The following is a 23,062-nucleotide window of genomic DNA, read 5'->3' on the forward strand; positions in this document are numbered from 1 at the left end:
GAGGAATAACGAATGCTACCTGATGAACGCCGCATCTATATCTATAGCTATTTGCATCAGCATGCCCATGCGGCCATCAGCGACCTGGTTAAGCTCCTGAATGTCTCTCACATGACCATTCGTCGTGATTTAAAAGATATGGAGAATGAAGGTAAGGTCAGTTTGATCAGCGGCGGCGCGAAGCTGAATGACGCCTTGATACAGGAGTTACCGTATATCGAAAAGGCCATGCTCCATCATTCGGTGAAACGCAACATCGGAAGGGTGGCCGATAGCCTTATTGAACCAGGGAGTGTGGTCTATCTGGATGCCGGCACCACCACCTATGAAATTGCCCGCCTGATCGCCAGCAAAATGAAAAAGCTCACGGTCATCACTAATGATTTTATGATCGCTGAATTTCTGATGTCTGCGCCGCTTATCGAGCTGTACCACACCGGCGGGCGGGTGGACGCCCGCAACCGTTCATCCGTAGGACACAGCGCCGCTCGGTTCATTCGCGAGCACAATATTGATATTGCCTTCATCAGCTCCAGTTCATGGGATGCAGAACGGGGAATATCAACGCCCGATGAAGGGAAGATGCTGGTTAAACACGCGGTATTAGCGTCCTCCCGACGTAAAGTGTTGGTCTCTGACAGCAGTAAATACGGGAAATATGGCATGTTCCATATTTGCGCGCTGGAAGAGGTGGACGATGTGATTTGTGACAACCACTTGCCTGTTGAGGTTATTCATCAGCTCCAGCAGCTTAATTTACGCCTTCACCCGGTTTCCTCTGACGTGCAGAAAAATCCGTAAGCTTTGTAGAGCCTACGGATGGCATCTGTTTGCTGGGTTATTTATAGAGTTTGTGAAACAGTTCTGGACGGGTTAATACTATTGGATCGAGAAGTTGAGAGGCGCGCTCTGCGGACAGCAGACCCGTTTCAACGACAATCTGATAAATACTTTTGCCCTCCTGATCCGCTTTTTTCGCCACATCCGATGCGGTTTTATAATCAAAGAGTGTCGCAATAACGGTAGAAAGCGCTAACGAGTTACCGGCATCCTGTGCGCAGCGTTCCCGGTTAGCAATAAGACCCTTAAGGCATTTGTCACTGAACAGAGGCAGACACTCCGTGAGGAGTCGGCAGGATTCGCAGAGACTATTCAGTATCAGTGACTCCCAGACATTCAGTTCCAGTTCACCTTCGCAGGCACGGGTAATACTGAGATCGTTGCCCAACACGCGGAAATAAACCTGAATCACCATCTCCGGTATCACCGGGTTGATCTTGCCTGGCATAATTGAGGATCCCGGCTGAACAGCGGGGAGGGTGATCTCCTCTAATCCGGCTCTGGGGCCGGATGCCATCACTCTAAGATCGGACGCGAGTTTGTTGAGGATATTGGCCGTGCTTTTCAGGGCGGCAGAGACGGTAATCCAGAAGTCTGCGTTTTGCAGGGCATCAAAGAGATTCTTTTCAGGGGTGAAGTCGAGCCCCGTATTGGTGGATAGCACAGAATAGAAAGCGTCTTTATATCCGGGCCAGGTGCCAAACTCGGTGCCAATGGCCGTCGCGCCCATTGGCAGTTCAAGACAGAGGTGACGCACGCTGTTGATCAATTGCGCGGAACGTTCAAACGCGCTTCGGTAGCCGCTGAACTGCTGACCCAGGGTTAACGGCAACGCATCCTGCAAACAGGTTCTGCCAAGCTTTACGTCATCGGAGAACGCCTCGACCTTCTCACCCAAAACGGCAATAAACGGATGAAGCGCTTCTTCAAGTGCGCCCAGCAGGCGAAAGGCGGTCATCTTCATTGCGGAGGGAATAACATCATTTGTCGACTGACACATGTTGATGTGTGTATTGGGATGGACTTCGTCATAGCCTTTTACGCCGGTTAAGATCTCGTTTGCGCGGTTGGCGAGCACTTCATTGACGTTCATGTTTGTCGACGTCCCGCCACCGCCCTGATAGATATCAACCGGGAACTGCTGCGGCTGGGGTGACGCAATAAGTTCATTAACTGCCTGGACGATGGCCGAGAGTTGAGCATCGGTCAGCTTGCCAATACGATGGTTGGCCATCGCGGCCGCTCTCTTAATTTCAAGCAGGCTCTCAATGTAACCCGGGATCTGCGCGATGGTGGTTCCCGATATTGAAAAGTTCTCAAGCGCTCTCTGAGTCTGAATTCCGTAGTAGCAGGCGTCTTCAATTTGCCGACAGCCCAAAGCATCATGTTCGGTACGCATACCTCTTCCTTATTGGATGTTAGAACGGATGTTGTTTGGCCTTATCTGCCCGCGAGGTGAATTCGCAAGCAGATAAGGTTTAGCCGCAGACAAACCGTTACTCTGCATATTCCGGTTTCGCGAGCGCATCCTGAATGGCGGGGGGCAGCATCGAAACCGGCGCAATGTAGCCATCAGGATCGATGGCAAGCCCTCTGGACGCGGCTTGCTGGATAATCTCTTGCGACCATTCGATGTGTTTTCTCTGATCGCCTGCGGTTAACAGCACAAATTCAACGGGACGATCGCCGACGGCGCGGAAGCTGCGCCAGACATTCTCAGGACAGGAAAAGACATCCTGGGGTTGCAGCGTGTCTCTGTTTTCACTGGCCGCGTCATGGAGCGTAATCTCCAACTCCCCGCTAAACATAATCAGAACCTGTTTCTGGGTCAGTTTATGCTGCCCAATTTGCCCATGCGCAGGGATGCGGCCCCACTCAATCGACAGTCCGTGAGGGTTGGTGACTTTAGGATGTTGAAGACGGTCCTGGGTGATCCCATAGCCAATGGCGGGGGCCAGTTCTGCACCATGTCCATCAAGGATGCTGTCGAGCAGCGCAGAAGATGAGAACTGGCGCTCGCCGCGGGTGATCGCACGCTCGCACATTTTCGCTACCGAATAATGCGGGAGAGCGGCAATAGCGGCGGCATCGAGCGGTTGAACCAGTTCCTCAGCGGCGGGGGCGGTTTCGCCAGCCTCGGTATCGATCATCTGATTCGCTTTCGTCAGGTAGAAACCATGCTCCGCGGCGGATTTAAGCACGTTGGGATGCCAGATAATTCCGCCGGAATCGTCGCCGCCCAGCGCGGTAAATATCCAGCCATGATCGTCTCCAATATTGGTGAAACCACGGAATATCCAGGTCGGAATAGAGATGATATCCCCGGCCTCACCGACGATTTCGCCTTCATCCCCGTTTGCTCCCCAGCGGAACAGCCACTTACCGTGATAAATCATGAAAACTTCGGCGGTGTAATGGATATGCAGATTATTGGTGATCCCGGCAGGCATTGCCGCCACGCCCAGACCAAAACCGTGCGGCTCGCTAATGCAGATCTCTTTTTTACTGGCCTGGCTAACACCGGAACCGATCAGGGAGTAATTCTCTTTAAGGTGCGAACCGGGCATCTTGCAGTCAATAAATGCGACGCGTTCGGGTACCATCTGCGAACGTCTCAGTATACGGGTACTCAGGGTAGTGGTTTTGGTAGTCATGATTGATCCTGTCTTCAGTTTGATTACGGCTAATGCGTGAGTAGTTCAGCAAGAAGCTTATTGATGCGCTCAGGCTTCTCGAGGGGAGAAAAGTGGCCGCATTGTGGTAAGAGCTCGCACCGGGCATCGGGGATCCTGTCTGCCATTTCCCACTGCAGAGCTGGTGGGCATAATTGATCCTCCAGACCTGCGGTCACCAGCGTCGGCACCGTAATAGCATGCAGGTCGTCGCGGCTGTCCTGACGGTGCTGGACTGCCAGCATCTGTCGATCAAATACGTTAATCCCTGACCTCTGCGCCATTGCGACAATCGTCTCTTCAATGTCCGGGTTTTTCATTTCGTGGCATAAATAACCGGGCAGCAGTTGCTGACGCACATAGGGGCCAATACCCATCCTTCTTGCTGCCTGGCGTTGTTCCGCACGCATGTCGGCCTGCAAATCCGGGCGTGCATTTGTATCGATGAGCGCAAGATGCGTGATGCGTTGTGGCGCCTGGCGCCAGAGTTCAAACGCCAGAATCCCGCCAAAAGAGAAGCCCGCGAGGGCAAAGCGAGGGGGCAGGTGCTCCAGAATTCTGGGCGCTAAGGTTGTCATCCTGTCCGCGAAACTGATATCGATAACCCGTGGCTGAGCGACCTCTGAAAGCCCGTGCAGCTGTGCACTCCAGAGCCGATCGTCACACAGGGTTCCGGGAAGAAGGACGAGGGGATGTCTCATGGTTATCCCCGTAATTGCGCGAGCCGGGCAGTGGCAGCGGAACGCAGCAGCTGAATATCATTGCCTGGCGTCAACATATTCAGCCCCACCTCTTTCATTGCTGAAGCCATTGCCATGTCGTTACAGAAAATACCGACATATTTCTGTTTGCTCTGACAACGTTCGATAATATGGCGAATCGTCACGCCCAGCGCTGCGTCTTCCCAGTTGCCGCCAGGGGCGATACCCATACTGATTGCCAGATCGTTCGGGCCAATATAGATCCCATCAAGACCGGTGACATCGAGAATATCGTCAATATTCTGTACGCCCTTTACGGTTTCAATCATCGCCAGCGTAAGTAAGGTGCTGTTTGCCGCATTAAAATAATCACTGCCGCCATAAAGTAATCCTCGCGCTGGCCCAAAGCTGCGCGCGCCCAGAGGTGGGTAGCGGCAGGCCCGTACGAAGCGTTCAGCATCCTGCCGGGTATCAATCATCGGACAGATGATGCCATACGCCCCCGAATCCAGAATTTTATTAATTTCGCCAAAATTGTTTTCGGAACAACGTACCAGTGGCATGGCAGCAGTAGCTGAAATCGCCTGTAATAATGAAGGCACGGCATCCATACCTAATTGCCCATGCTGCAGATCGACCGTCACGGAATCGAAACCGCAATGGCCCAGGACTTCCGCAATATAGGGACTATTACAGGAAAGCCAGGCGTTGAGCGCAGGTTTATTCAGGCTGATAAGATCGTGTAATCGATTAGGCCGCATAATAAATCTCTCTATGAACAAATATATCGGTATCCGTGAATAGATGTTGGAGAACGTTACGCTAATTCGGTTCGCACAAATGTCATCTGCTCACGATCTTTCATTACGCCAGGGAAGGGCAGTACCGTGCCGTGAAATACAGTATAAATACCGGCGGGAAGCAGCTTACAGGCGAGAATCGCTTCGGTAATATTCTGTATCCCGTCCGTGTGTTGCACCACTAACGGGATCATCGACCCTGTCAGCACCACAGGAATTAGCGGGGCAGGTAAGCACTGATAAAGCGCCTCCCCGGTGTGCGCCAGCGTATCCGTACCGTGGGTAATAATGACGGCGTCATTATCGCGACTTTCTGCTAATACACGCTCAATGATCAGATCTCTGTCACTGGCGCTAATTTCAAGAGAGTCTTTACGCATTAAGTCGATATAACGTATCTCTGTTCCCGGCAGTCGTTGAGCGCGGATATAGGTATCTATCGTTATATCGGCATTACACATGCGAGCCGCCTGTGGATCGTAGGTTTTCGCTATGGTTCCACCGGTCATGATCAGCGCAATCCTGAAATTCTTTCGAAAATTAACGTTCAGTTCGTCAGTCATATTACGAAACTCGCTCAACACGGTTAGCGTTTAACATATTTCAGGACATTCAGGCTTGTTTAATAATCTCAAGGTTTGCGCCGCCGCGTTCCCGATAAAACAGCGCAACGGAAATCGTCGTAAAGATAGCCACAGCGACCAGGTAATAAGCCGGGGCAAGTTTATCCCCCGTCCAGCCAACGAGCGCAGTGGAAACGAAAGGTGTCGTGCCGCCAAATACAGTGAACGCCAGGTTGTAGGATATTGCCCCCGCCGTGACGCGGACGCTGGCAGGGAACATTTCCGCCATGCTGACCGTCACCGAGGGGGTGATAAAGAAGAAGATCATCATGAACATCAGCTGCGCGATGACGGCGACATTAAAGCCACTCATTCCAGCAATAATAAATGTCGGTATGGCAATCACTGCGGCCAGAGTGCTTGCAGTAAGGATCATGGGCTTACGGCCATAGCGATCCGCCAGCTTTCCGCCCAGCGGCAACAGGCAGCATAAAACAACCAGCGCGATGGAATTGGAGAATAATGCATCCGGTTTCGTATGGTTGGCGACCTCAATAAGATAGGTCGTCAAATAGCTACCGAACAAATACGAAGCAACCGCATTACAGATAGCAAAACTAAAGAAGACGCACATATTTCTCCACTGCGTACTCAATGCACCGCGCAACGGGGCAGAGTCCACGTTCCCGGACTGCAGGACCTTTTTAAACTCAGGCGTATCTTCAAGTTTGATGCGGATGTATAACCCAATCGCGCCAATAGGAATAGAGAGCAGGAACGGAATTCGCCATCCCCAGGAGGTGAGGGTCTCTGAAGACATTGAATGAGAGAGCAAACCTACCAGGCTTGAACCGGCGAGTAGTCCCATAAAGACGCTCACGCCAACAAAGCTGGCATAGAATGCGCGTTTTTTACTCGGGCCATACTCCACGACAAAGGTCACTGCGCCAGCATACTCGCCGCCCGCTGCAAACCCTTGTACCAGTCGACAGAGGATCAACAATGCCGGGGCCAGGGTTCCCAGCTGGGCGTGTGTAGGCAGAAGACCTATTGCGCCGGTCGCTGCTGCCATAATCAGGATGGTCATCGCCAGGACTTTTTTCCGCCCCAGCTTATCCGCCATTCGACCAAAGTAGATGCCGCCAATCGGTCTGAAGAACAGCGTCAGGGCTAATACGGCATAGGTCATCATGAGCGCAGCGGAACGATCTTCACTGGGGAAAAATATCGTCGCGATAAGGGGCGCCATGTAACCGAAAATACCGTAATCGAACCATTCGACAAAGTTGCCGATCATCGCGGCGCGTACCGCCTTTCTGGCAATTTTATTTGTGGCTGCAGTGTCTCGTTCAGCGACGGAGACAAAGCCAACATCTGGAGAAACAACTCTATTCATAATGCACCTTTTGGTTAATCCCAGGGTGTCGCGTCAATCGGCGGAATATTTAATGCATTCCAATGCACTGATTTGAACCTACATACACACAGGTCAGAAGTCAAACCGCGAACCCGCCAAATGTTACCTCATTGTAAAAAATGTGATGCGCGTTCTAATTACACATCCACGCGGCTATCAGACTTTCCTTTCCTGTTTCAGCAGTAGGCAGAAGGTGGCTAATCATGGTGGCAAACATCCTTGCACCCCTGCCTTTAGGGGCTTGCAGTCTTTTGGATACGTAGCGCGGTACCCACGACAGGGAGCTTATCGGCGGGGGATGCATTGAGATATTTGATTGCTCGTCAGCGATCATTGTCAATGGGTTGTTAATTTATTAGTGAGGATTGCAGCCTGGGTTGTTGTGCCTGGGTAAAAGTGATGATAGGGTGCATTCGAATGCATTGATTTGTGCATCCACATGACTCGCCATCACTTTCACCCGTTGAGGTACACATTATGTTTGCAGACGATCATCTTTCTCCGGGCGCTTACGCCCCTTATCGCGATCCCCGGGATTACATTCTGAGCTGGACGGACGAAATCTGGATTGACCGCGGTATCGGGCGGATTCGCGAACACTATGCCGATGACATCAAAGTCCACACTGCCTATGGCGAAACCTACGATATCGACCATGTCATTCAGAACAGCGTTATGAAGATGAGCGCATTCCCCAATGGCGGCGGCGGAACCGGAGAAGACGTTGTCTGGGAACAGCGTGGGGAAAATGGCTTTATCTCTTCACACCGGGTCTTAAAAACCGGCACTCACAGTGGCTACTGGACCTACGGCGCGCCAACGGGTCGCGACTGGATATCTCGTACGGTTGCTCACTGTCTGGTGCGTGACGGAAAAGTGGTGGAGGAGTGGTTGGTTCGCGACGAATATGCCGTGCTTCAGTCGCTGGGTCTGGATCCCGAAGTTGTTGCCGCCGATCTGGCCGCGGCTTCGCCTGTGACCGGGGAGTTACTCGATTTAGGGGCGGGTGGGGCGTTTGTGGGCAAGATTGGCAATCCTGCTGTCGAAGGGGTGTCCGGCAAGCGACCGCATCGTTATCTGAAAGAGTGTGAGCTAATTCAGAACATGTTTGAAGAGGTCTGGAACCAGAGACTTTTCAATCGCGTTAACCTGTACTGCGATCCCAAAATTGTCTCTCATACCGTCAGAATGCACCGGGAGCAGACGATTGAGTGTTACCAGCGCGAAATCATCAATATGCTCGCCGCGTTCCCGGACGGGAAGATGGAAGTGCGCGATATCGTGGTCAATGAGTCACCGGATCTCGGGCTGCGCATCGCGGTGATCTGGGTGATGGAAGCGACGTATTGCGGTGTGCCTCTGTATGGCAAACCTACCTATAGCCCGGTAAAAATCCTCGGCACCTCGCACTATGAAATGCGCGACGGGAAAATCCTGCGCGAGTGGCGTATTTACGATGAGATTGCCGTCATGGCGCAGATTATTCGGGCGCGTAATAACACGACCGCGATTAATGACAGGTAAAGACTGGCTCATATTATTCCGTACCGATCAATCTTATTATTAATGAGTGAAATATGACTATTGATAAAGAACTGACAAAAGTGAATCCGGCTGCGTATGCGCCTTACCGCAATCCGCGTGAATATATTACTAGCTGGACCGATAAAATCTGGATTGCGCGCGGACTCGGCCATATCCACGATCACTATTCTCCCGATGTCAAAGTCCATACCGCCTATGGCGAAACCTACGGGATGGATAATGTCATTAGTAACTCGTTGCAAAAGATGGTGGCGTTTCCTAATCGCGGCGGCGGACATGATGATGTTGTGTGGGAAAAACGCGGTGACGATGGTTTTATCTCCTCGCACCGGGTGCTTAATAATGCCACGCACACAGGGCACTGGACCTATGGACCGCCGACAGGAAAAGACTGGGTCAACCGCAGCGTCGCTCATTGCCTGGTAAAAGATAATCTGGTTGTTGAAGAGTGGGTTATCCGTGACGAATTCGCCGTTCTTGAGCACCTCGGTTTAGATCCTTATAAAGTTGCCGCCGATTTAGCGAAGAAATCGCCCGTACTGGGAACGACAATTAATCGTGAAAACTCCTCAATTACGGCGCTGGATAGCATTGATAACGTTCTGGCCCGAGGGATCTCCGGCCCTCGTCCCGATATTGGCAGGGCAGAGTGTGAAACTGTGCTGGCACTATTTGATCGCGTATGGAATCAAAAATTCTTTGATGAAGTTCCTGAGCATTGTGCAGACAACATCGTCTGTCAAACCGTCCGTATGCGTCGGGTCATGGGCATCAACCCATATCAAATGGAAACAATGGAACTGCTGTCCTTTATTCCAGATGGCAAGCTGGAAGTAAAAGATATCTGTGTTCATGATTCCGAGGATTTAGGGTTGCGCGTCGCCACCATCTGGTTATTGAAAGGGACCTACTCAGGCTCGCCGGTTTACGGGCCGACAAACAATGCCCCCATTAATATTCTTGGTTCCAGCCACTTCGAATTCCGAAACGGCAAAATAATTCGCGAATGGCGGATCTATGACGAGATAGCAATCCTCGCACAGATTCTGCGTAATGACAGTGTGAACAATAATTAAGCGGTTGATGCACTGGGCTCCTTCTGAACGAGGAGCCCGAATTTTTTGGCTAAGCTGACGTCCGCGCGATAAGTATTCCGCGGATCGTGACGGTTTCTTCCGGTAATTCCGGTTGGGCAATGCGTCTTAAAATCAAATCTACTGCCCGGGTTGCCATCGGAACGATTTGTTGATGGATCGTCGTCAAATTATAGACAGGCCGGCCAGCATCGGAAACATTGTCAAATCCCGCGACAGAAACCGCGTCAGGAATGGACAGGTTACACGTATAACGGCACGCATCCATTACGCCAAGTGCAAGCTGGTCGTTTACGCAAAATATGGCCTCAGGCAGAGCGGAATCAGCGAAGTACGATAAAAACTGATCTCGACCGTTTTCGTAGGTATAGCCAGCATGAATGCAGGTGATGTCTACGCCGCCGAGTTTATCGATGGCTTCAATAAATCCTTTTAATCTGGCGCGACTAACCGAATCTTCTGGTGCATCAATAGGGCCACCCACGCATAAAATACGCCGATGTCCAGCAGCGTGAAGTCTTGACGCCATCTGAGCAGACCCTTCGGCCTGATCAGTCAAAATACAGTCCGTTCCTTTAGAGCGAATATTTCGGTTAAAGAAGACAATAGGCACGCGGCGTTTTACAAACAGCTGAATTTGCTCTTCGTCCATAAAAACGCAGGAAATAAGGCCATCAAGAGGGTAGGCGAGTGCTTCTGGCAACGTGGTTTCGATCGCGCTCTCGTTTTCGACAATCATCAACAGCATGCTGATATTGGCTTGTTTCAGCGCACTGGAGATAGCATTTACGAGTTCCGGGTTGTTACACAGCGTGAACTCAGAACATATCACCCCAACCATATTGGAGCGTTGCGTAATCAGCGAGCGCGCAAGGCTGTTTGGCGTATATCCCAGTTCGGCAGCAATTTTAAGTACCCGGGCGCGAGTGGATTCCGAAATATTGCTGTCTTCTTTAAAGCATCTGGAAACGGTTGATTGCGCCACACCTGCAGCATGCGCAACATCGTAGGACGATGCTCTTGCGTATCGTTTCTCACCATCAGGTTGATTTTTAGGTTCTTTCGTGGCCATTTTTACACAACTGTTTCCTGTAAACCGTTTGAAAGAGGTAAGGCGAACTATTTTCAACGCGGTTCGTCATTATAATTCATTGATATAACAGATAGTAAACGCTCGTACTTGTTTCCTCAACATTTCTACCCACGCATGGTGGGAACCGTCGATCTGAACAAATTCTCGGGAACACTAACGCCGGTATCTGAGTTGAAAGTAACATCAGAATATCGCGTGTATGACTTTAGTGCGCATAATGTATATTATGTTAAATGTAGTTCGTCGTTCATTTAATTCATAACCGCCCACAAAATACGATTAATCATACATTTACCTATCCTTGCAGCCGATATCGACAGCTTTAACTGCCGCGCCCTCTTCGTCCTCCGTTGCTACACCACTGGAAATCGTCAAACGGACCGGCCAACTGGCGGTCACAGAACACATGACTTTGGACAATACCATCAAAGCCAACCTGCAAACTTTTGACGATCGGGATGATGTAGCCGGGTTTGTCGAGGCGTCATTTGCTGACGGCCTCTTTGAAGATGTTGCTGCTGCTGTTGAAGAAATCCGCGACTCAGAAGGACCAGAGCAAGCCTCTGCCATGGTGGCAAGACTGATTGCCAAAAAAAGGCGTTACAGCAAGCCTTTGATGTTCTTCACGTTAGAAGACGTGCTTTCTTGTTGATGTTTTGTAGCATATGCACAAGAAAGCAGCCAGATAACCTCCAAAATTTAGTAACATGTTGTCATATGCCATCTCAGGATCATTCCAGGAAACAGGTTTTGGAGCCGGAAAGTCAACATGACGCCCTGACCTGCCCCCGATAACTAAATCAGCTAACGCCCAAATAAGCGGTGAGAAGCATCCACTGCCTTTTCTAGTTATGTTTTTTCTGAGTCCGGCCGCTTGAGGACTGAACTCATGTGTTCATATGATTGCGCAATTAGCGTTGTAGTATTAACCAGAACATTGCGTCCTGTATCTTCACCTAGCCTGCGAACACTAATTCTAAGTCGGTATTCTTCTCCATCATCGGATCCTAACACTGTGACTTTTTCTACTTGTTCTCTTTCGGTCACTAACAGTGGACGAAAGTCTGGTCTGGCCTGAAAATACTCATTGATCACACGAACAATATAAGCTCGTGCATGCTCCTCACCAATTGATTCTTTTCTGGCTTCATATTTTTCTGTTGCTACTGGTGAACACAATACTTCGATATTTGTGAGGCAAGTGTATGGTTGATTCTGTGCTTGCTCTACAAAGTTAAGAATTATTGCGAACAGACCATTTACGTCACCCCAGTCGATTGACCAATCAACATGATACTCCGGCTCTTTTGCTCTAGCGAGAAAAGGACTAGTTACTTTTGCTATCCCCTCGACAACAGTTCTTAAACCATCATCAAAGCTAGTTCGAAAATCAGCGTATAGTTTACCTCTTGCAAAAAGAGGGATATCACAGTCTTCCAATAACACAGGCATTACAACAACTCGTTTTTCTTCAAGCTCACGTAGAAAACCTGATGAAAGTTCCCTTTTACACCACTCGGAAGCAATGGATGCTTTTGACAGAATGACTAGAAGTGCGCTTGCTCCATCTACAGCATCCTGCACTTTGTCGATAATCGAGTCACCAATACTTAACTCCCATCGATCAAGCCATACATTTACATTTCTATGGACCAATTGAATTGCAAGCTTGTCCACGAAGTCCTTATTTTCATGTGAGTAACTTATAAATATTGGCATTAGTAGAACCCTTCTCTATTTAGAAGTGAGGCGTAACAGTTATTAGGCAGACAACGTATTCCAGAGCTTGTCCAGCTAAAACTCCTTATGTAATCCTTTCAACCATTCATCCCGGCCAAGCTTTGCACAACTATCTGTATAGAACTCAGCGATTGGATAAGCAGCTCATGAAATGCAGACACTATCGGTCTAACACACTTTAGCACGGCCAAGTGAGCAATAGGTTTATTATTAATAACCACAAGCCAGACAGTTACTATACTCAGCTGAAATGACATCCCCTGGGCATGTATCACTAGTTGATGTTTGATGATTAATATCACAAGCTTCTCTTTTCACTCTATGTTCCAGGTTACATACTGGGCAATGTAGAAGTGTCTCATCAGTTTTTTTGGAACGAAGTCGTGCAAGCTTTAATGATAATTTATTATCTTTATGACTTTCATCTAGACATTTTGGACAAAAATAGGCCCTTTGATTTTTTTCTATACATAAGTTAAATGAGATCCGAATTAACGACATAAGGTCTTATCAAACACGACTATCCGAGCTTTCAATGAACTCCCCCTCTCTTTCTGCTCTACACTCAACCCAGCACTAAAAACCCGGCGCGCTGGCCGGGTCCGTCATTAAAGCACTTTCGTTGATTATCCCATCCGCGATATGCGCGACGTAATCTCATCAAGATGACCACGCAGCGCCGTCAGGCATGGGACAAAATTTTCAGAGAAGCCGTTGCAACTGGTGGCTAAAGAAAAAAAGTTTTCCGCCAGATCCAGTGCTTCACGCCATACATCCCCACCGATCGTATCAGGCAGTGTCGCCGGTCGCAGCGTATTGACGAGTTCGCCTCCTGCTTTCGGGGCAAACCCCATGGGCAAAATGTCGTAGGCTGGCGCAAGATTGTATGGACGACCACGGCCACTGATGAACGACAGATTGCCGTGGTGCATGTCGGTATTGCCGATCAGCATTCCAAATGCCCAAAGCCGCGCCGTGCCAATGGCGGCATCGGGATGAACTTGCTCCTGCTTAATTAACTCATTAACCAGAACCGGCCAGGCGTCCCTCGCCCGCCCGACAAACTCCGCATCCAGAGCCCGCAATGAAAAAAGACCGATACGGCCCAGGGGACCGACGCGATCAAACCGGGGGATCTCAAGGAAGCGCTGCCCTCCTGTATCAAATACCTCTGTTTCAACGCCAAGTACTTTTAACGCAAGATGTTCGGCCTGAAGCAAGTCGCGCCAGCGTTCGCTTATCGGGTTGTCGTCCAGAGCCGTGAATTTAACGATTACGTGGCCACGTTCGGTATAGGTGCAAAATTTGGGTTGCTCGCCCCCTGCAGATGATCCCGGTACCTGACCGGAGCTGGCAGCCATCGCCAGCGCGGGATAAGCAGTGGCGCGATCAACGGGTGTAGGCAACGGCATCTCCAGGAACTGGTTTCTGGCCTGTTCCCCTATTAATAGATTCCCGACCGCATCGTGGCCATGAGCCAGTAAAGCTCGGATGACGTCGGTGTCTGTCCAGTGGTCCGGATTCGGCGGCAAACCAAGCCCGGTAGAATAAGTTGATGCGTATGCCCGGCCAAGATAGCCCTGCGGCCGCATGTCAAACAGCCACCAGGGCAGCCCGTCACTGTGGAGACACACGTTATCAGTCTGCTCCATGACAAAGCCGTCTGGATAAACGGGAATGAGTCTGCCGAGCGATTGCAGCTGGCCCTCTTCGGTTATGCGGTAAATAGGCGCCGAACTGAACTGGCGAAAAGCGTCCCGCAGCGCATATTGAATAGATGGACCGGAGCCGATTCGAACAACATCATCACCCATTGCTTTTAATGCCCGGGAGGCGGTTGGCTGACTAATACCAATAATATCAATCAACTGCCTCACTGGCATTGGCCCCTGGCGCAGCAACTGGTGTATCATGTCCGATCGATTTGTCATTGTGATGAATCACTCAATGAATAGATAGATGAATAGCTCTGTGAATAGATAATCTATCATTAAATGGTTTGATTTGAAAATGCGGGATTTGCGAGGAGGGAAATCGTAACGCTTGTTATCCTGGTCTGCGTGAGAACCCCTGTCACGGAGTTCTCACGAAGTGAAAAGCACCATTAAACCTGATGCGTCGCAACAACCACCTTCCGTTGACGATGGTAACCGGCTGCACCCATAGCGCCCGCAATGATTGCCATCACCACCAACATGAAGAAGCTGTACCAGCTGGCCTTCGCGGCGGCAGCGGCGGCTTTGTCACCGGCTTCCCGCGCTTTTTGTTCGGCCTGTTTTTTCAGTTCTTCATATTTTTGACGAGCGACCTGGTAATTTTTCTGCGCCTGGTCGACCATCTGTTCTGCTTCGGCATCGCTCTTGCCGGTTCTGGCCATGATGATGTTTTTCAGCGCCTGACGATCTGCGGCTTCAAACGTCGCACTATTTCGGTCAGTTAATCCTTTAATAAACCGGGTGACATCACCCCCTTGATTGATATTTTGCTGCGCCATGCTTGCTTCATTAGTGGCATTCTGCTCAAGCGTTTCAGGTTGTAATTCTGGCTTCCCTGTTTGCCTTAACGTTAATTCCAGCTGATTCTGGAAATCGTCAAGATTGATATTATTTTCTGCCATTTTCTCCTTTGCCATTTGAGTGACTGAAGGTGCGACGGCTTTAACACTGCTGCCGACGGCTTGCATTCCTGAGCCCACCACGTTAATAGCGCCCGTAGTGGCATTGTTGGCGAGCATAATGAGAAATGTGGTACAAATAAGCGTATTCACCCCAAAGACTAATACGCCGTGTAATGCACCGTGCCGATGCGTCAGCCAGCCGCTGACATATCCGCCCACGGCGGCTGAGATGATCATACTCACCCCGGTCCAGATGGCGGCCCCGGTGGCTAAGCCTTCCAGAGGATGCTCCTCTTGCAACGGGTCGACCGTCGTCGCGCCGATTGCCGAACCTAAAATCATTAATAACAGGTAAACAACGATGGATATTACGACGCCTGCAAAAACCGCACTCCATGAGATTCTTTTGATGAGCGGATTAATCGCCGGGTAAAGCGGGTCGACAACTCTCTCTTCAACGTGTTGATAATGAGTCATTTTAATCTCCACTGTTTTCAGTATTATTAGGACAATAAAATAAGTTAATGATTTGTAAAACCCAACCAACAATATTAATCATAGACTCTGCGTAATTTAATGATTGGTTATATTACCGCGGCGGCGTTCGGGCGGCTTCGTTTAAACGAAGCGCCAACAAGAGGAAGGTTGAATATTAATTAGCAGAAAAACGTTGATAGCAAAGCGCTGCTCACCTGCCACGGTGTCGTGGGCTGTAACAGCGCTTTGCTCATCGGGTCATGCTACATAACGACGCGGTGATTATCGTGAGTAAACATCGAATCCAGTCGGATGACATTTTCCGGCAGCGCGGCGTTGTCCTGCGCCGATCTGACTCCCTCAATGTGGTCGATGTCCCCTTTCTCGTCGTGATAAACGGTCATCACCCTGGCTTCGCTCAACTGGTGCGTCAGGTGTTCAGAGATATGCAGGCTGGAGGCCAGCTCGGGTTCTTCCAGCCCTTCTTTACGCCGACGACGCTCGACGCGGAATCGATACTGGTTATATTTCGCCCAGCCAATCAGCACCAGGCCGTTAAATAATGCGACCACTGTATAAATAGTCAGTGTGTCGAGCGTAAGGAAGAACGGCCTTATATCTGCCAGGGGAGGATGATCCAGCGCTAAGACAAGACCATTATAAATCAGCCAGATAAAAACAAACCAGGCGAGCAACGTGAGAGCCACGTCTACAACCTTTGGTAGTCGACGGCGTTCAGTAAAGATCAGCGGTTGATTCATGATTTTAATCTCCCAATACCACGGTCAGGACTGACCCAGCGCGCTCTGCCGCGCTTGCGCATCAGCATGACTTTCGGGAATGCGACCAGTGTGGTAAACAAACTGAGCGCCCAATACACCACCGGGAACCAGATGATCCAGAACAGTGAGGCGGTAATGCCCTTCTCGTAGCGCCGTTCGATCAGCAGGCTGACCAGGAACTGCAGAAGGCACACCACGCCCAACATCAGTCCGGTAAAGCCCGGTGGGAACAGGTGATGAACGTACAGGCTTTCCGGCATGGGCAGCAGCAGCCCCAACAGGAACAGCACAATGCTGACCGCGTAAGAAAAAGCCCAGACGGTCGACAGGCAAAACTCGGCAAACAGCGGCCACATGCGGCGATATTCCCAGGCCCACAGGCGGCGCATATTGACGATAAACACTTCTGCTCCGCCCTGCGCCCAGCGCAGACGCTGCTTCCACAGCCCTTTTAGGGTCTCTGGCATCAGGATCCAGCACAGCGCGCGCGGCTCAAAGAATACCGACCAGTGTCGGAGCTGCAGCTTCCAGCTGATATCAATGTCCTCGGTGATCATGTCCGGGCTCCAGTACCCCACTTCCGCCAGCGCCCGGCGACGAAATGCGGCAATGACGCCGGACACGGTGAACACCTGGCCATACACGCGCTGGGTGCGTTTGATAAGGCCGATGATCGAACTGAACTCTCCCACCTGTACCCGGCCAATCAGCGTAGAACGGGTCCGCACCCGTGGGTTACCGGTCACGGCGCCGACGCGCGGGAACTGCAACAGCGGCGCCACCATATAGGCGGCAGCGTCACGATCCAGTAACGCATCCCCGTCGATACAGACCAGAAAATCGCTGCGTGCCGCGCCTGCACCGGTTTTTAACGCCACGGCTTTGCCCTGATTCTCGGCCAGATGAATCACCCGAAGGCGCGGGTATTCGCTCGCCAGCTGGTTCAGCACCTCACCGGTGTTATCTTTGGAACCGTCGTTAATGGCGATCACTTCGATGTTTTCATAGCGCTGCGCCAGCGCCGCTTCGATGGTCTCCCGGGCGTTATCCCCTTCGTTATAGCAAGGGATCAGGATCGAAATCAGCGGCGAACCCTCCAGTACCGGCGGTGGCGTGTCCTTCCCCCACTTCCAGTGGCGTTCACGGTAGAACCAGAAGTAAAGCCCACCGCTCATCCACAGGGCGGACATAAACAGTGGCCACAGGAAAATAAAGTTCAGCATCACTTCGCCGGTAAAGATGACCGCCACGCTCAGAGGCAGGCTGAACATCAGGCAAAGGATGAGGAAAGCGACAATGCGATCGGTCATTTTTGCGGATACCAGAATGAGGAGAATGTCGATCGAATCTCTGACATCTCAGGTTTATCGTTGATGAAATCATCGGGGTAATAGCCGTAGTTGACCGCCCCGCTCAGCTTCAGCTGGCGCATCCAGTCGGCCAGCTGTGTACCGCTGATCTCACCCTGCCCTTCGGATTGTCGCCAGTCACGCGCCTGCAGCTCGAACACGGTCTTGTCCAGTGCGCCGGGATGCCGGGCAACGGCGCTGACCAGTTTATCGAGCCAGGCATTGGACTCATCAAGCGGCACTTTCTCCATCAGTGGCATCGCCATCGGTGCCGTCCAGTTATAGGTACCAAGAAAATCAGAGAGGTTCTGCGCAAACCAGGCCTCGCTCTCCGGCTCCAGCACCGGCATGGCATAGATATTGCGCGCTGTTTTCACCTGCGGGCCGCGAATGGCTTGCGTGGCCCGGGTGAGCTGGAGCGTAAAGTCGATCAGGGCGCGGCTCTTGAATCGCGTCCAGCGTTCGAACATCTGCGGGTTATCACGGATCTTGCCGATGTCGCCCGGGAATCCGGCAGCCCGGTAAGCGGCCAACGCATCCGGCGAGGCATCTTCAAAGTCGGTCAGGAAGGCATCATCGTGGAACAGGATCCCTTTGAAGCTGGCGTGCGTTGCCAGGTCCTGGTAGATCTCGGTGATGCGTTTACGCGCCTCGGCGTTCCAGGGCGAAAGACGCACATATTGCTCTTTATCGACAGCGCTGCGGTGGGTGTCGGGATCCCACTTCATGACCCGCGGGATGGAACTATCAAGATCGAATGCCAGCACCGGCATCCAGGCGAAAACCTCCACGCCGCCACGGGTCTGCAGCTGCCAGGCGATATAGTTAAACAGGTCGGCGCGCATTGGCAGCCAGCGGTTAGGGAAGTACAGCTCGCGTATGTTGCCGTCACCTTTAGGGTCGGCATAGGCCTGCAGGAAAACATGCGAAATACGCATGTCGTAAACACGCTGGATCAGCTTGTCGATATTTCTGCGCTGCTGCTCCGGGTTTTTGTCGTACACATAATCGAGATCGACGTGCATCACCCGCATGGTGCGCGGCTCGCGTACCTGCGCCACCTGGGCAGCAAAGCGCTGGAGTGACGGATTATCGGAGATCAGAATACGCGGCACATCGTCTAGATTAGCGGCGTTCGCCAGCCCCTCGTTCAGGGTGAACGCCATCTGATAACCGTGCTCTTTGGCGATCTGCCAGGTGGTTCCGCTTGCGGCACCATATGGCCACACCCAGGCGCGCGGCGCTTTGCCGGTCACCTCGGTGATTTTTTGCGTAATCAGATCCAGGTCGGTGTTAATACGCTGATTGAACTGCGCGTCAGTTTCATACTGTTTGGTGTCTTTATTGTAGAGATGGTTGGCGACCGCAGGCTGCTGGCTGCCCTGTGGGTTAGCCGTGCTGCCGTAATGCGATGCCCAGGTATGGGCACCAATCTCGACCAGCGGCGACTCCCCCATCTCCTTGACCATCTGCCAGGTGGCAAATTTATCGCGCGGCGTCATCAAACCGCCAAAGTTGACGGGCTTGCCGGGAGGGGAATCCACCCAACTGCCGACCGGTGCCCACAGCGCGGGCCAGTTGTAAGATTTCAGCAGCGGCCAGACCCGGGTGTAAAAGCTGCTGTAACCATCATCGAAGGTCAGCAGAACGGCTTTCTCCGGCAGCACGATTTTGCCGTTGTGGGCATCGAGGATTTGCTGCACGCTCACCGGGTGATAGCCGTTGTCGCGCAGCCAGGCCATCTGTTCATTGAGCGCACTGGTGCGCACCGACAGATAGCGCTGGTCGGCCGCGTTATCTTCCACATCGTGATAGCCGATCACCAGAAAACTGTTTTTCGGCCAGGCGTGATCGGCGGTCAGTGGGGCTCTGTCCGCCGGAGGATCATAGCGCGGCGCTCTCTCACTGCTGCAGGCAGTGACCAGTATCCATCCGGCGATGAGTAAGGTTAAATACAACCCTTTCTTTAACATAGTCGGCCCCTAAAACCTGACGTTCAAATCGAATGCGATAGCGATGTTCCGCTCTCGCTTGCCATCGTACGGACGTTTATCCCAGGTCAGCATCAACCCGCCATCCACCACGTGATTCCACTGGATCCGCTGCCCGTACCCCAGTTGAGTCACCACGCCAGTGCCATGATCCTGCTGCCAGTAGCTGCCGACCCCCGCGGTAAGCTGTTGTGTCCAGACCGTGTCATACAGGCGATACAGAACGTGTTCGGCACTGAGCCCGGGCACGATGGTAAAGTCCTGTTTCGGGTTGTAATACAGCACGTCTTCTTTGCTGTTAACGCTGCCGCTGATTGCCGGGATGAAATCCAGCGTAAAGCGCGGTTTGGTCCACAGGCGTTCTTTGCCGCTCAGACCGTACTCAATACGGTCGTTGCCATCAGAGAAGTGCGACCCGGCGACAGAGAGCGAGTACTCGCGGCGCTCGTTCTGATACCAGCGAATATAGGCATCGCCGCCGTTGGCGCTGACGTTATTCCGCAGGGCACGCAGCGGCGTATTGCGCGACAGTCGCTCGGCAGAGCCCCCCACCCGCCAGTTGTCGTTGAAGTCATGCCAGCCCGACAGACGGCCACCAATTTTTTGCCCGTCGCCGTAGTTGCGGCCGGAAACTTCCATTTCGGCCCAGTAATCGCGTGAGGTCCATTCGGCACCGGCGGCCAGATCGCGGCTGATACCCTTCCCTTCTTCGAACTCGCCGGTGGCAAAGTTGAAGCCGGTAAACAGGCGCCAGTTATCGTTAATCGGTGGACTGTAAATCGCCGAATTAATGGTGAAGTCGTGTTTACCGCTGACCGGGCTGTCTGACGAAATGCCCTGATAACCGTTGATCCGCAGTTCGGCCATCTTGTGGACGTCGCGAATACGCGCCAGCCGCAGCGTTGATGTGTCGTCCGGGCTGCGGGCGATGACGTCATCGGTCAGTTCATCCGCCTGCTTCCACTCCTGAAGATCGAGGGCTACATAGGCCTGCTGACGCTCCAGTTCCAGATTGCTGGGTTCCAGCACTTCGGCAAGTTTCAGTTCGACTTCGGCTTTACGCGGCAGCCCTCTTGCCTCCAGTACCGAGGCATAGGTGATGCGCAGCCCCTGGTTTCCGGAGCCGGTGCGCGCTAAATGCTCCGCCTGTTTTTCGGCGGCGGGCAGATCGTTGGTGGCGATATAGTACTGGCTGAGCATCATCTGGCCGCTCAGCCAGTTGTCGTTCGGTTGCAACGTCGGGGAACCGTAAATACGCCGCAGATAGGGACTTTTCTTGATGTAATCATCGACCTGGATCTTGGCCGCCTCAAAGTTTTCATTATCGATGCGGGCGAAAAACAGCTCCTGCTCATCTTCCGGGCTGAGCGGCGTCTGAGGAAGCGGCCCGGTCGGATAATAAATACTCATCAGCAGCGCTTCGGCTTTGGCCGGCTGCTGTTGGTTCAGGTAGGCGGTGGCGATCCAGCGTTTAGCGTAAGAAGGCACCGGCGCTTGCGCGTCCAGTGCCTCATATTCTGCGATCGCCTCTGCGTTACGTTTGCGGATCACCAGCGCGCCGATGCGGTCGGTTCTGGCGCGACGGATATCCGCCTGCGCATCCGGTAGCGGTGTCCACGCTGCCAGCAGTTGGTCGTAGCGTTCCAGGGCCCGGTCGGCGACGATAAAACGCTCCGCTTCGTTACGCGTCGGCGTATAGGCCGCGCGCACAATTTGCGCGGCGGCATCCAGCTCCAGACGGCGTTTTATCGGGTCGGTGGCGGCCAGATTATCCGAAAGCTGGAGCGCGGGGCCGGATATCCGGTTGGCTGCCAGCACCCCGACCATCGTGGACTTTGCGCTTTTATTTTGCGGATCCCCTACCTGTGCCTGGCTGGCCGCCAGTAAGGCATCCCAGTTTTTCCCTTGCGACTGATACACGTAAGCAACCAGCGCATCGCGATCGGGGCCGGGTTCCTGTTGCTGCCATTTTGTGGCTTCGGTTAATGCCTCTTCGTTGCGTCGCGCATCGGCCAGGGTCATGATCCAGCCGGTGCGCGCATCGGCATTCTCGGGTTCGGCGAGTAATACGTTTTCCCAGACCGTCAGCGACTGATCCCATTTCTGCTCATTACGCAGCACACGAGCCACCGCAACCTGCCCGCGCGCGGGAATATCCACCTGCCCCCGGTAGCGCTGCCAGACCCTGAGCGTCTCCTGATCGTTATTCGCCCAACTCGATACCTGTAGCCAGTCGGCTACCTGCTCGGCGGTCAGCGCTTTTTGCGCTTCCTGGGCCTGAAAATATTTCAATAAAGGTTTCGTGTTGCCGGCTCGGGCTTCTATCACCAGAGCGTCATACTCCTCTGCGTCGGCCATCGCCTGCACAGGAAAAAGAACGGCGGCGGTACAAATAAAGCCCACCAACCTGATGTTATTTATCGTTTTAATCGACCGACGAATGCTGAACATAGCTTTTTTATATCCTTATGCCAGAGCAGGAGTAAGCTGTATCATTCAATGTGTTTCTTCATGATTTATTAATAAATAAAGCATCAGAACTTAACGGTGAGAAATAGTTTTATAAATCTGACGCATTTGTATTATTGACAACGCAATAAAACGTATATTTATAGGCATGGGCAATTAGCGCCTTTAAAAATCTAACACTGGTTTCCAAAATATTCCAGGAAGCCCCCACAGGTAATTGGTTAAAAATAACTTGTCGTCAGTTTTTTCTCATACTTCTGGCATTCAATGCTGCGTAACGGGGAAAGGACAGATCGAAAATAACGCGTGAGCAAAATTTTGCGAGGTGAAATGGATTTAACAATTTGATAAGTAAAGGTTTTATAGTCAAATTCTCTTTCTTTGGCTTGTCTGGAGAACACGCCTTATTACTTCCGTGAGGTTGAGCGTGGGCGGAAATATTACAGTATCCGGCTTATTAATTTTGGCCTGCGGAATATGCCGATGGTTTTTAGGCGGCGAAAGGTCGGACCACGAAAGGAGGGGCGTAATGATGTTGCTTGACCATTACGCGGGTTGACGGTGGTCTGTCAGGTGGCACTGGACGGGGGGGTTATCGCCGGTTGACGCGACTCAGGTAACAGTGACATTGCGCACAAACTAATTGCGGTGGTAAACAGCACATAATAGGCGGGCGCAGATCGCGGCCAGGTAAATAGCCCAACAATTTGTCCACTAAAGAGGTTAAAATCACCTTCACCTTCACCTTCACCTTCACCTTCTGCAAAGCAATGCACAGAGCACGGAGGTCAGGCGTGATATTTAATGAGCATCATATTGTATGTTGTAACTAAACGATGTGATCAGGATAATTGGCACAGATCCCACGCTGTCCTACACTCACATCCAGAAATTCCACTCTATGAGCACAGG

General features: G+C 51.9%; 17 protein-coding genes and 1 pseudogene. 4 read left to right on the forward strand and 14 right to left on the reverse strand.

The genetic code is table 11. The features are described from left to right. Positions 1–12 precede the first annotated feature (12 nt). Positions 13–801, forward strand: coding sequence for a DeoR/GlpR family DNA-binding transcription regulator (locus M8013_RS22835; RefSeq protein WP_271270025.1), 789 nt, complete (start codon positions 13–15; stop codon positions 799–801). Between the two features lie 37 nt (positions 802–838). On the opposite strand, the gene M8013_RS22840 is transcribed toward M8013_RS22835, so the two are convergent. From M8013_RS22840 to M8013_RS22865, 6 genes are all read right to left on the reverse strand, one after another. Further along, complete coding sequence (locus tag M8013_RS22840; RefSeq protein WP_271270026.1) at positions 839–2,239, reverse strand: aspartate ammonia-lyase; 1,401 nt, start codon at positions 2,237–2,239, stop codon at positions 839–841. Positions 2,240–2,336: 97 nt separating this feature from the next. Next, the gene (locus tag M8013_RS22845; RefSeq protein WP_271270027.1) at positions 2,337–3,494 is read right to left on the reverse strand and encodes a cupin domain-containing protein; all 1,158 of its coding nucleotides are present in this window, start codon (positions 3,492–3,494) and stop codon (positions 2,337–2,339) included. Between the two features lie 29 nt (positions 3,495–3,523). Then, positions 3,524–4,213: an alpha/beta fold hydrolase gene (locus M8013_RS22850; protein WP_271270028.1), complete on the reverse strand. Its 690-nt coding sequence runs from the start codon at positions 4,211–4,213 to the stop codon at positions 3,524–3,526. 2 nt (positions 4,214–4,215) lie between these two features. Next, complete coding sequence (locus M8013_RS22855) at positions 4,216–4,974, reverse strand: HpcH/HpaI aldolase family protein (protein ID WP_271270029.1); 759 nt, start codon at positions 4,972–4,974, stop codon at positions 4,216–4,218. Between the two features lie 56 nt (positions 4,975–5,030). Further along, on the reverse strand, positions 5,031–5,576 hold the full coding sequence (locus tag M8013_RS22860) for an asparaginase domain-containing protein (RefSeq protein WP_271270030.1): 546 nt from the start codon (positions 5,574–5,576) through the stop codon (positions 5,031–5,033). A gap of 49 nt (positions 5,577–5,625) precedes the next feature. Beyond that, the gene (locus tag M8013_RS22865; RefSeq protein ID WP_271270031.1) at positions 5,626–6,972 is read right to left on the reverse strand and encodes an MFS transporter; all 1,347 of its coding nucleotides are present in this window, start codon (positions 6,970–6,972) and stop codon (positions 5,626–5,628) included. A gap of 498 nt (positions 6,973–7,470) precedes the next feature. Here M8013_RS22865 and M8013_RS22870 point away from each other — a divergent pair, with 498 nt between their 5' ends. Continuing rightward, entirely contained in the window at positions 7,471–8,517 is a 1,047-nt protein-coding gene (locus tag M8013_RS22870) for an ester cyclase (RefSeq protein WP_271270032.1), read from the forward strand. A 53-nt stretch (positions 8,518–8,570) separates the two neighbouring features. After that, positions 8,571–9,614 carry a nuclear transport factor 2 family protein gene (locus tag M8013_RS22875; protein ID WP_271270033.1) on the forward strand — a complete coding sequence of 348 codons (1,044 nt, stop codon included), beginning with the start codon at positions 8,571–8,573 and terminating at the stop codon, positions 9,612–9,614. A gap of 49 nt (positions 9,615–9,663) precedes the next feature. Here M8013_RS22875 and M8013_RS22880 read toward each other — a convergent pair whose 3' ends face one another. Beyond that, on the reverse strand, positions 9,664–10,704 hold the full coding sequence (locus tag M8013_RS22880; protein WP_271270034.1) for a LacI family DNA-binding transcriptional regulator: 1,041 nt from the start codon (positions 10,702–10,704) through the stop codon (positions 9,664–9,666). Positions 10,705–11,026: 322 nt separating this feature from the next. On the opposite strand from M8013_RS22880, the pseudogene M8013_RS22885 reads away from it, so the two are divergent. Beyond that, a pseudogene (locus M8013_RS22885) lies at positions 11,027–11,305 on the forward strand (hypothetical protein); the annotation flags it as partial. Between the two features lie 269 nt (positions 11,306–11,574). On the opposite strand, the gene M8013_RS22890 reads toward M8013_RS22885, so the two are convergent. The 7 genes from M8013_RS22890 to pgaA all read right to left on the reverse strand — a co-directional run bounded on the left by M8013_RS22890 (position 11,575) and on the right by pgaA (position 22,132). Next, positions 11,575–12,444 (reverse strand): toll/interleukin-1 receptor domain-containing protein, encoded by an 870-nt coding sequence (locus M8013_RS22890; protein ID WP_271270035.1) that lies wholly within the window; start codon positions 12,442–12,444, stop codon positions 11,575–11,577. Positions 12,445–13,091: 647 nt separating this feature from the next. Next, the gene (gene yjjJ / locus M8013_RS22895) at positions 13,092–14,396 is read right to left on the reverse strand and encodes a type II toxin-antitoxin system HipA family toxin YjjJ (RefSeq protein WP_271270036.1); all 1,305 of its coding nucleotides are present in this window, start codon (positions 14,394–14,396) and stop codon (positions 13,092–13,094) included. A 173-nt stretch (positions 14,397–14,569) separates the two neighbouring features. Further along, positions 14,570–15,559, reverse strand: coding sequence for a hypothetical protein (locus tag M8013_RS22900; protein WP_271270037.1), 990 nt, complete (start codon positions 15,557–15,559; stop codon positions 14,570–14,572). A 263-nt stretch (positions 15,560–15,822) separates the two neighbouring features. After that, positions 15,823–16,320 (reverse strand): poly-beta-1,6-N-acetyl-D-glucosamine biosynthesis protein PgaD, encoded by a 498-nt coding sequence (gene pgaD, locus M8013_RS22905; protein WP_271270038.1) that lies wholly within the window; start codon positions 16,318–16,320, stop codon positions 15,823–15,825. Continuing rightward, positions 16,317–17,651, reverse strand: coding sequence for a poly-beta-1,6-N-acetyl-D-glucosamine synthase (gene pgaC, locus M8013_RS22910; RefSeq protein WP_271270039.1), 1,335 nt, complete (start codon positions 17,649–17,651; stop codon positions 16,317–16,319). Before pgaC ends, pgaD begins: the two co-directional genes overlap by 4 nt. Beyond that, the gene (gene pgaB, locus M8013_RS22915; RefSeq protein ID WP_271270040.1) at positions 17,648–19,663 is read right to left on the reverse strand and encodes a poly-beta-1,6-N-acetyl-D-glucosamine N-deacetylase PgaB; all 2,016 of its coding nucleotides are present in this window, start codon (positions 19,661–19,663) and stop codon (positions 17,648–17,650) included. The genes pgaC and pgaB overlap by 4 nt, the downstream gene beginning before the upstream one ends. Positions 19,664–19,672: 9 nt before the next feature. Then, on the reverse strand, positions 19,673–22,132 hold the full coding sequence (gene pgaA / locus M8013_RS22920; protein WP_271270041.1) for a poly-beta-1,6 N-acetyl-D-glucosamine export porin PgaA: 2,460 nt from the start codon (positions 22,130–22,132) through the stop codon (positions 19,673–19,675). Between the last annotated feature and the right edge of the window lie 930 nt (positions 22,133–23,062).

It is taken from the genome of Silvania confinis, assembly GCF_025564085.1.
Taxonomy (GTDB): Bacteria; Pseudomonadota; Gammaproteobacteria; order Enterobacterales; family Enterobacteriaceae; genus Enterobacter; species Enterobacter confinis.

Coding starts and splice junctions, on each gene's coding strand:
- M8013_RS22835 (WP_271270025.1), top strand. CDS start 13: ATGCTACCTGATGAACGCCGCATCTATATCTATAGCTATTTGCATCAG.
- M8013_RS22900 (WP_271270037.1), bottom strand. CDS start 15,559: ATGACTCATTATCAACACGTTGAAGAGAGAGTTGTCGACCCGCTTTAC.
- M8013_RS22860 (WP_271270030.1), bottom strand. CDS start 5,576: ATGACTGACGAACTGAACGTTAATTTTCGAAAGAATTTCAGGATTGCG.
- M8013_RS22855 (WP_271270029.1), bottom strand. CDS start 4,974: ATGCGGCCTAATCGATTACACGATCTTATCAGCCTGAATAAACCTGCG.
- M8013_RS22865 (WP_271270031.1), bottom strand. CDS start 6,972: ATGAATAGAGTTGTTTCTCCAGATGTTGGCTTTGTCTCCGTCGCTGAA.
- M8013_RS22870 (WP_271270032.1), top strand. CDS start 7,471: ATGTTTGCAGACGATCATCTTTCTCCGGGCGCTTACGCCCCTTATCGC.
- M8013_RS22840 (WP_271270026.1), bottom strand. CDS start 2,239: ATGCGTACCGAACATGATGCTTTGGGCTGTCGGCAAATTGAAGACGCC.
- M8013_RS22850 (WP_271270028.1), bottom strand. CDS start 4,213: ATGAGACATCCCCTCGTCCTTCTTCCCGGAACCCTGTGTGACGATCGG.
- M8013_RS22875 (WP_271270033.1), top strand. CDS start 8,571: ATGACTATTGATAAAGAACTGACAAAAGTGAATCCGGCTGCGTATGCG.
- pgaB (WP_271270040.1), bottom strand. CDS start 19,663: ATGTTAAAGAAAGGGTTGTATTTAACCTTACTCATCGCCGGATGGATA.
- pgaA (WP_271270041.1), bottom strand. CDS start 22,132: ATGTTCAGCATTCGTCGGTCGATTAAAACGATAAATAACATCAGGTTG.
- M8013_RS22890 (WP_271270035.1), bottom strand. CDS start 12,444: ATGCCAATATTTATAAGTTACTCACATGAAAATAAGGACTTCGTGGAC.
- pgaD (WP_271270038.1), bottom strand. CDS start 16,320: ATGAATCAACCGCTGATCTTTACTGAACGCCGTCGACTACCAAAGGTT.
- yjjJ (WP_271270036.1), bottom strand. CDS start 14,396: ATGACAAATCGATCGGACATGATACACCAGTTGCTGCGCCAGGGGCCA.
- pgaC (WP_271270039.1), bottom strand. CDS start 17,651: ATGACCGATCGCATTGTCGCTTTCCTCATCCTTTGCCTGATGTTCAGC.
- M8013_RS22880 (WP_271270034.1), bottom strand. CDS start 10,704: ATGGCCACGAAAGAACCTAAAAATCAACCTGATGGTGAGAAACGATAC.
- M8013_RS22845 (WP_271270027.1), bottom strand. CDS start 3,494: ATGACTACCAAAACCACTACCCTGAGTACCCGTATACTGAGACGTTCG.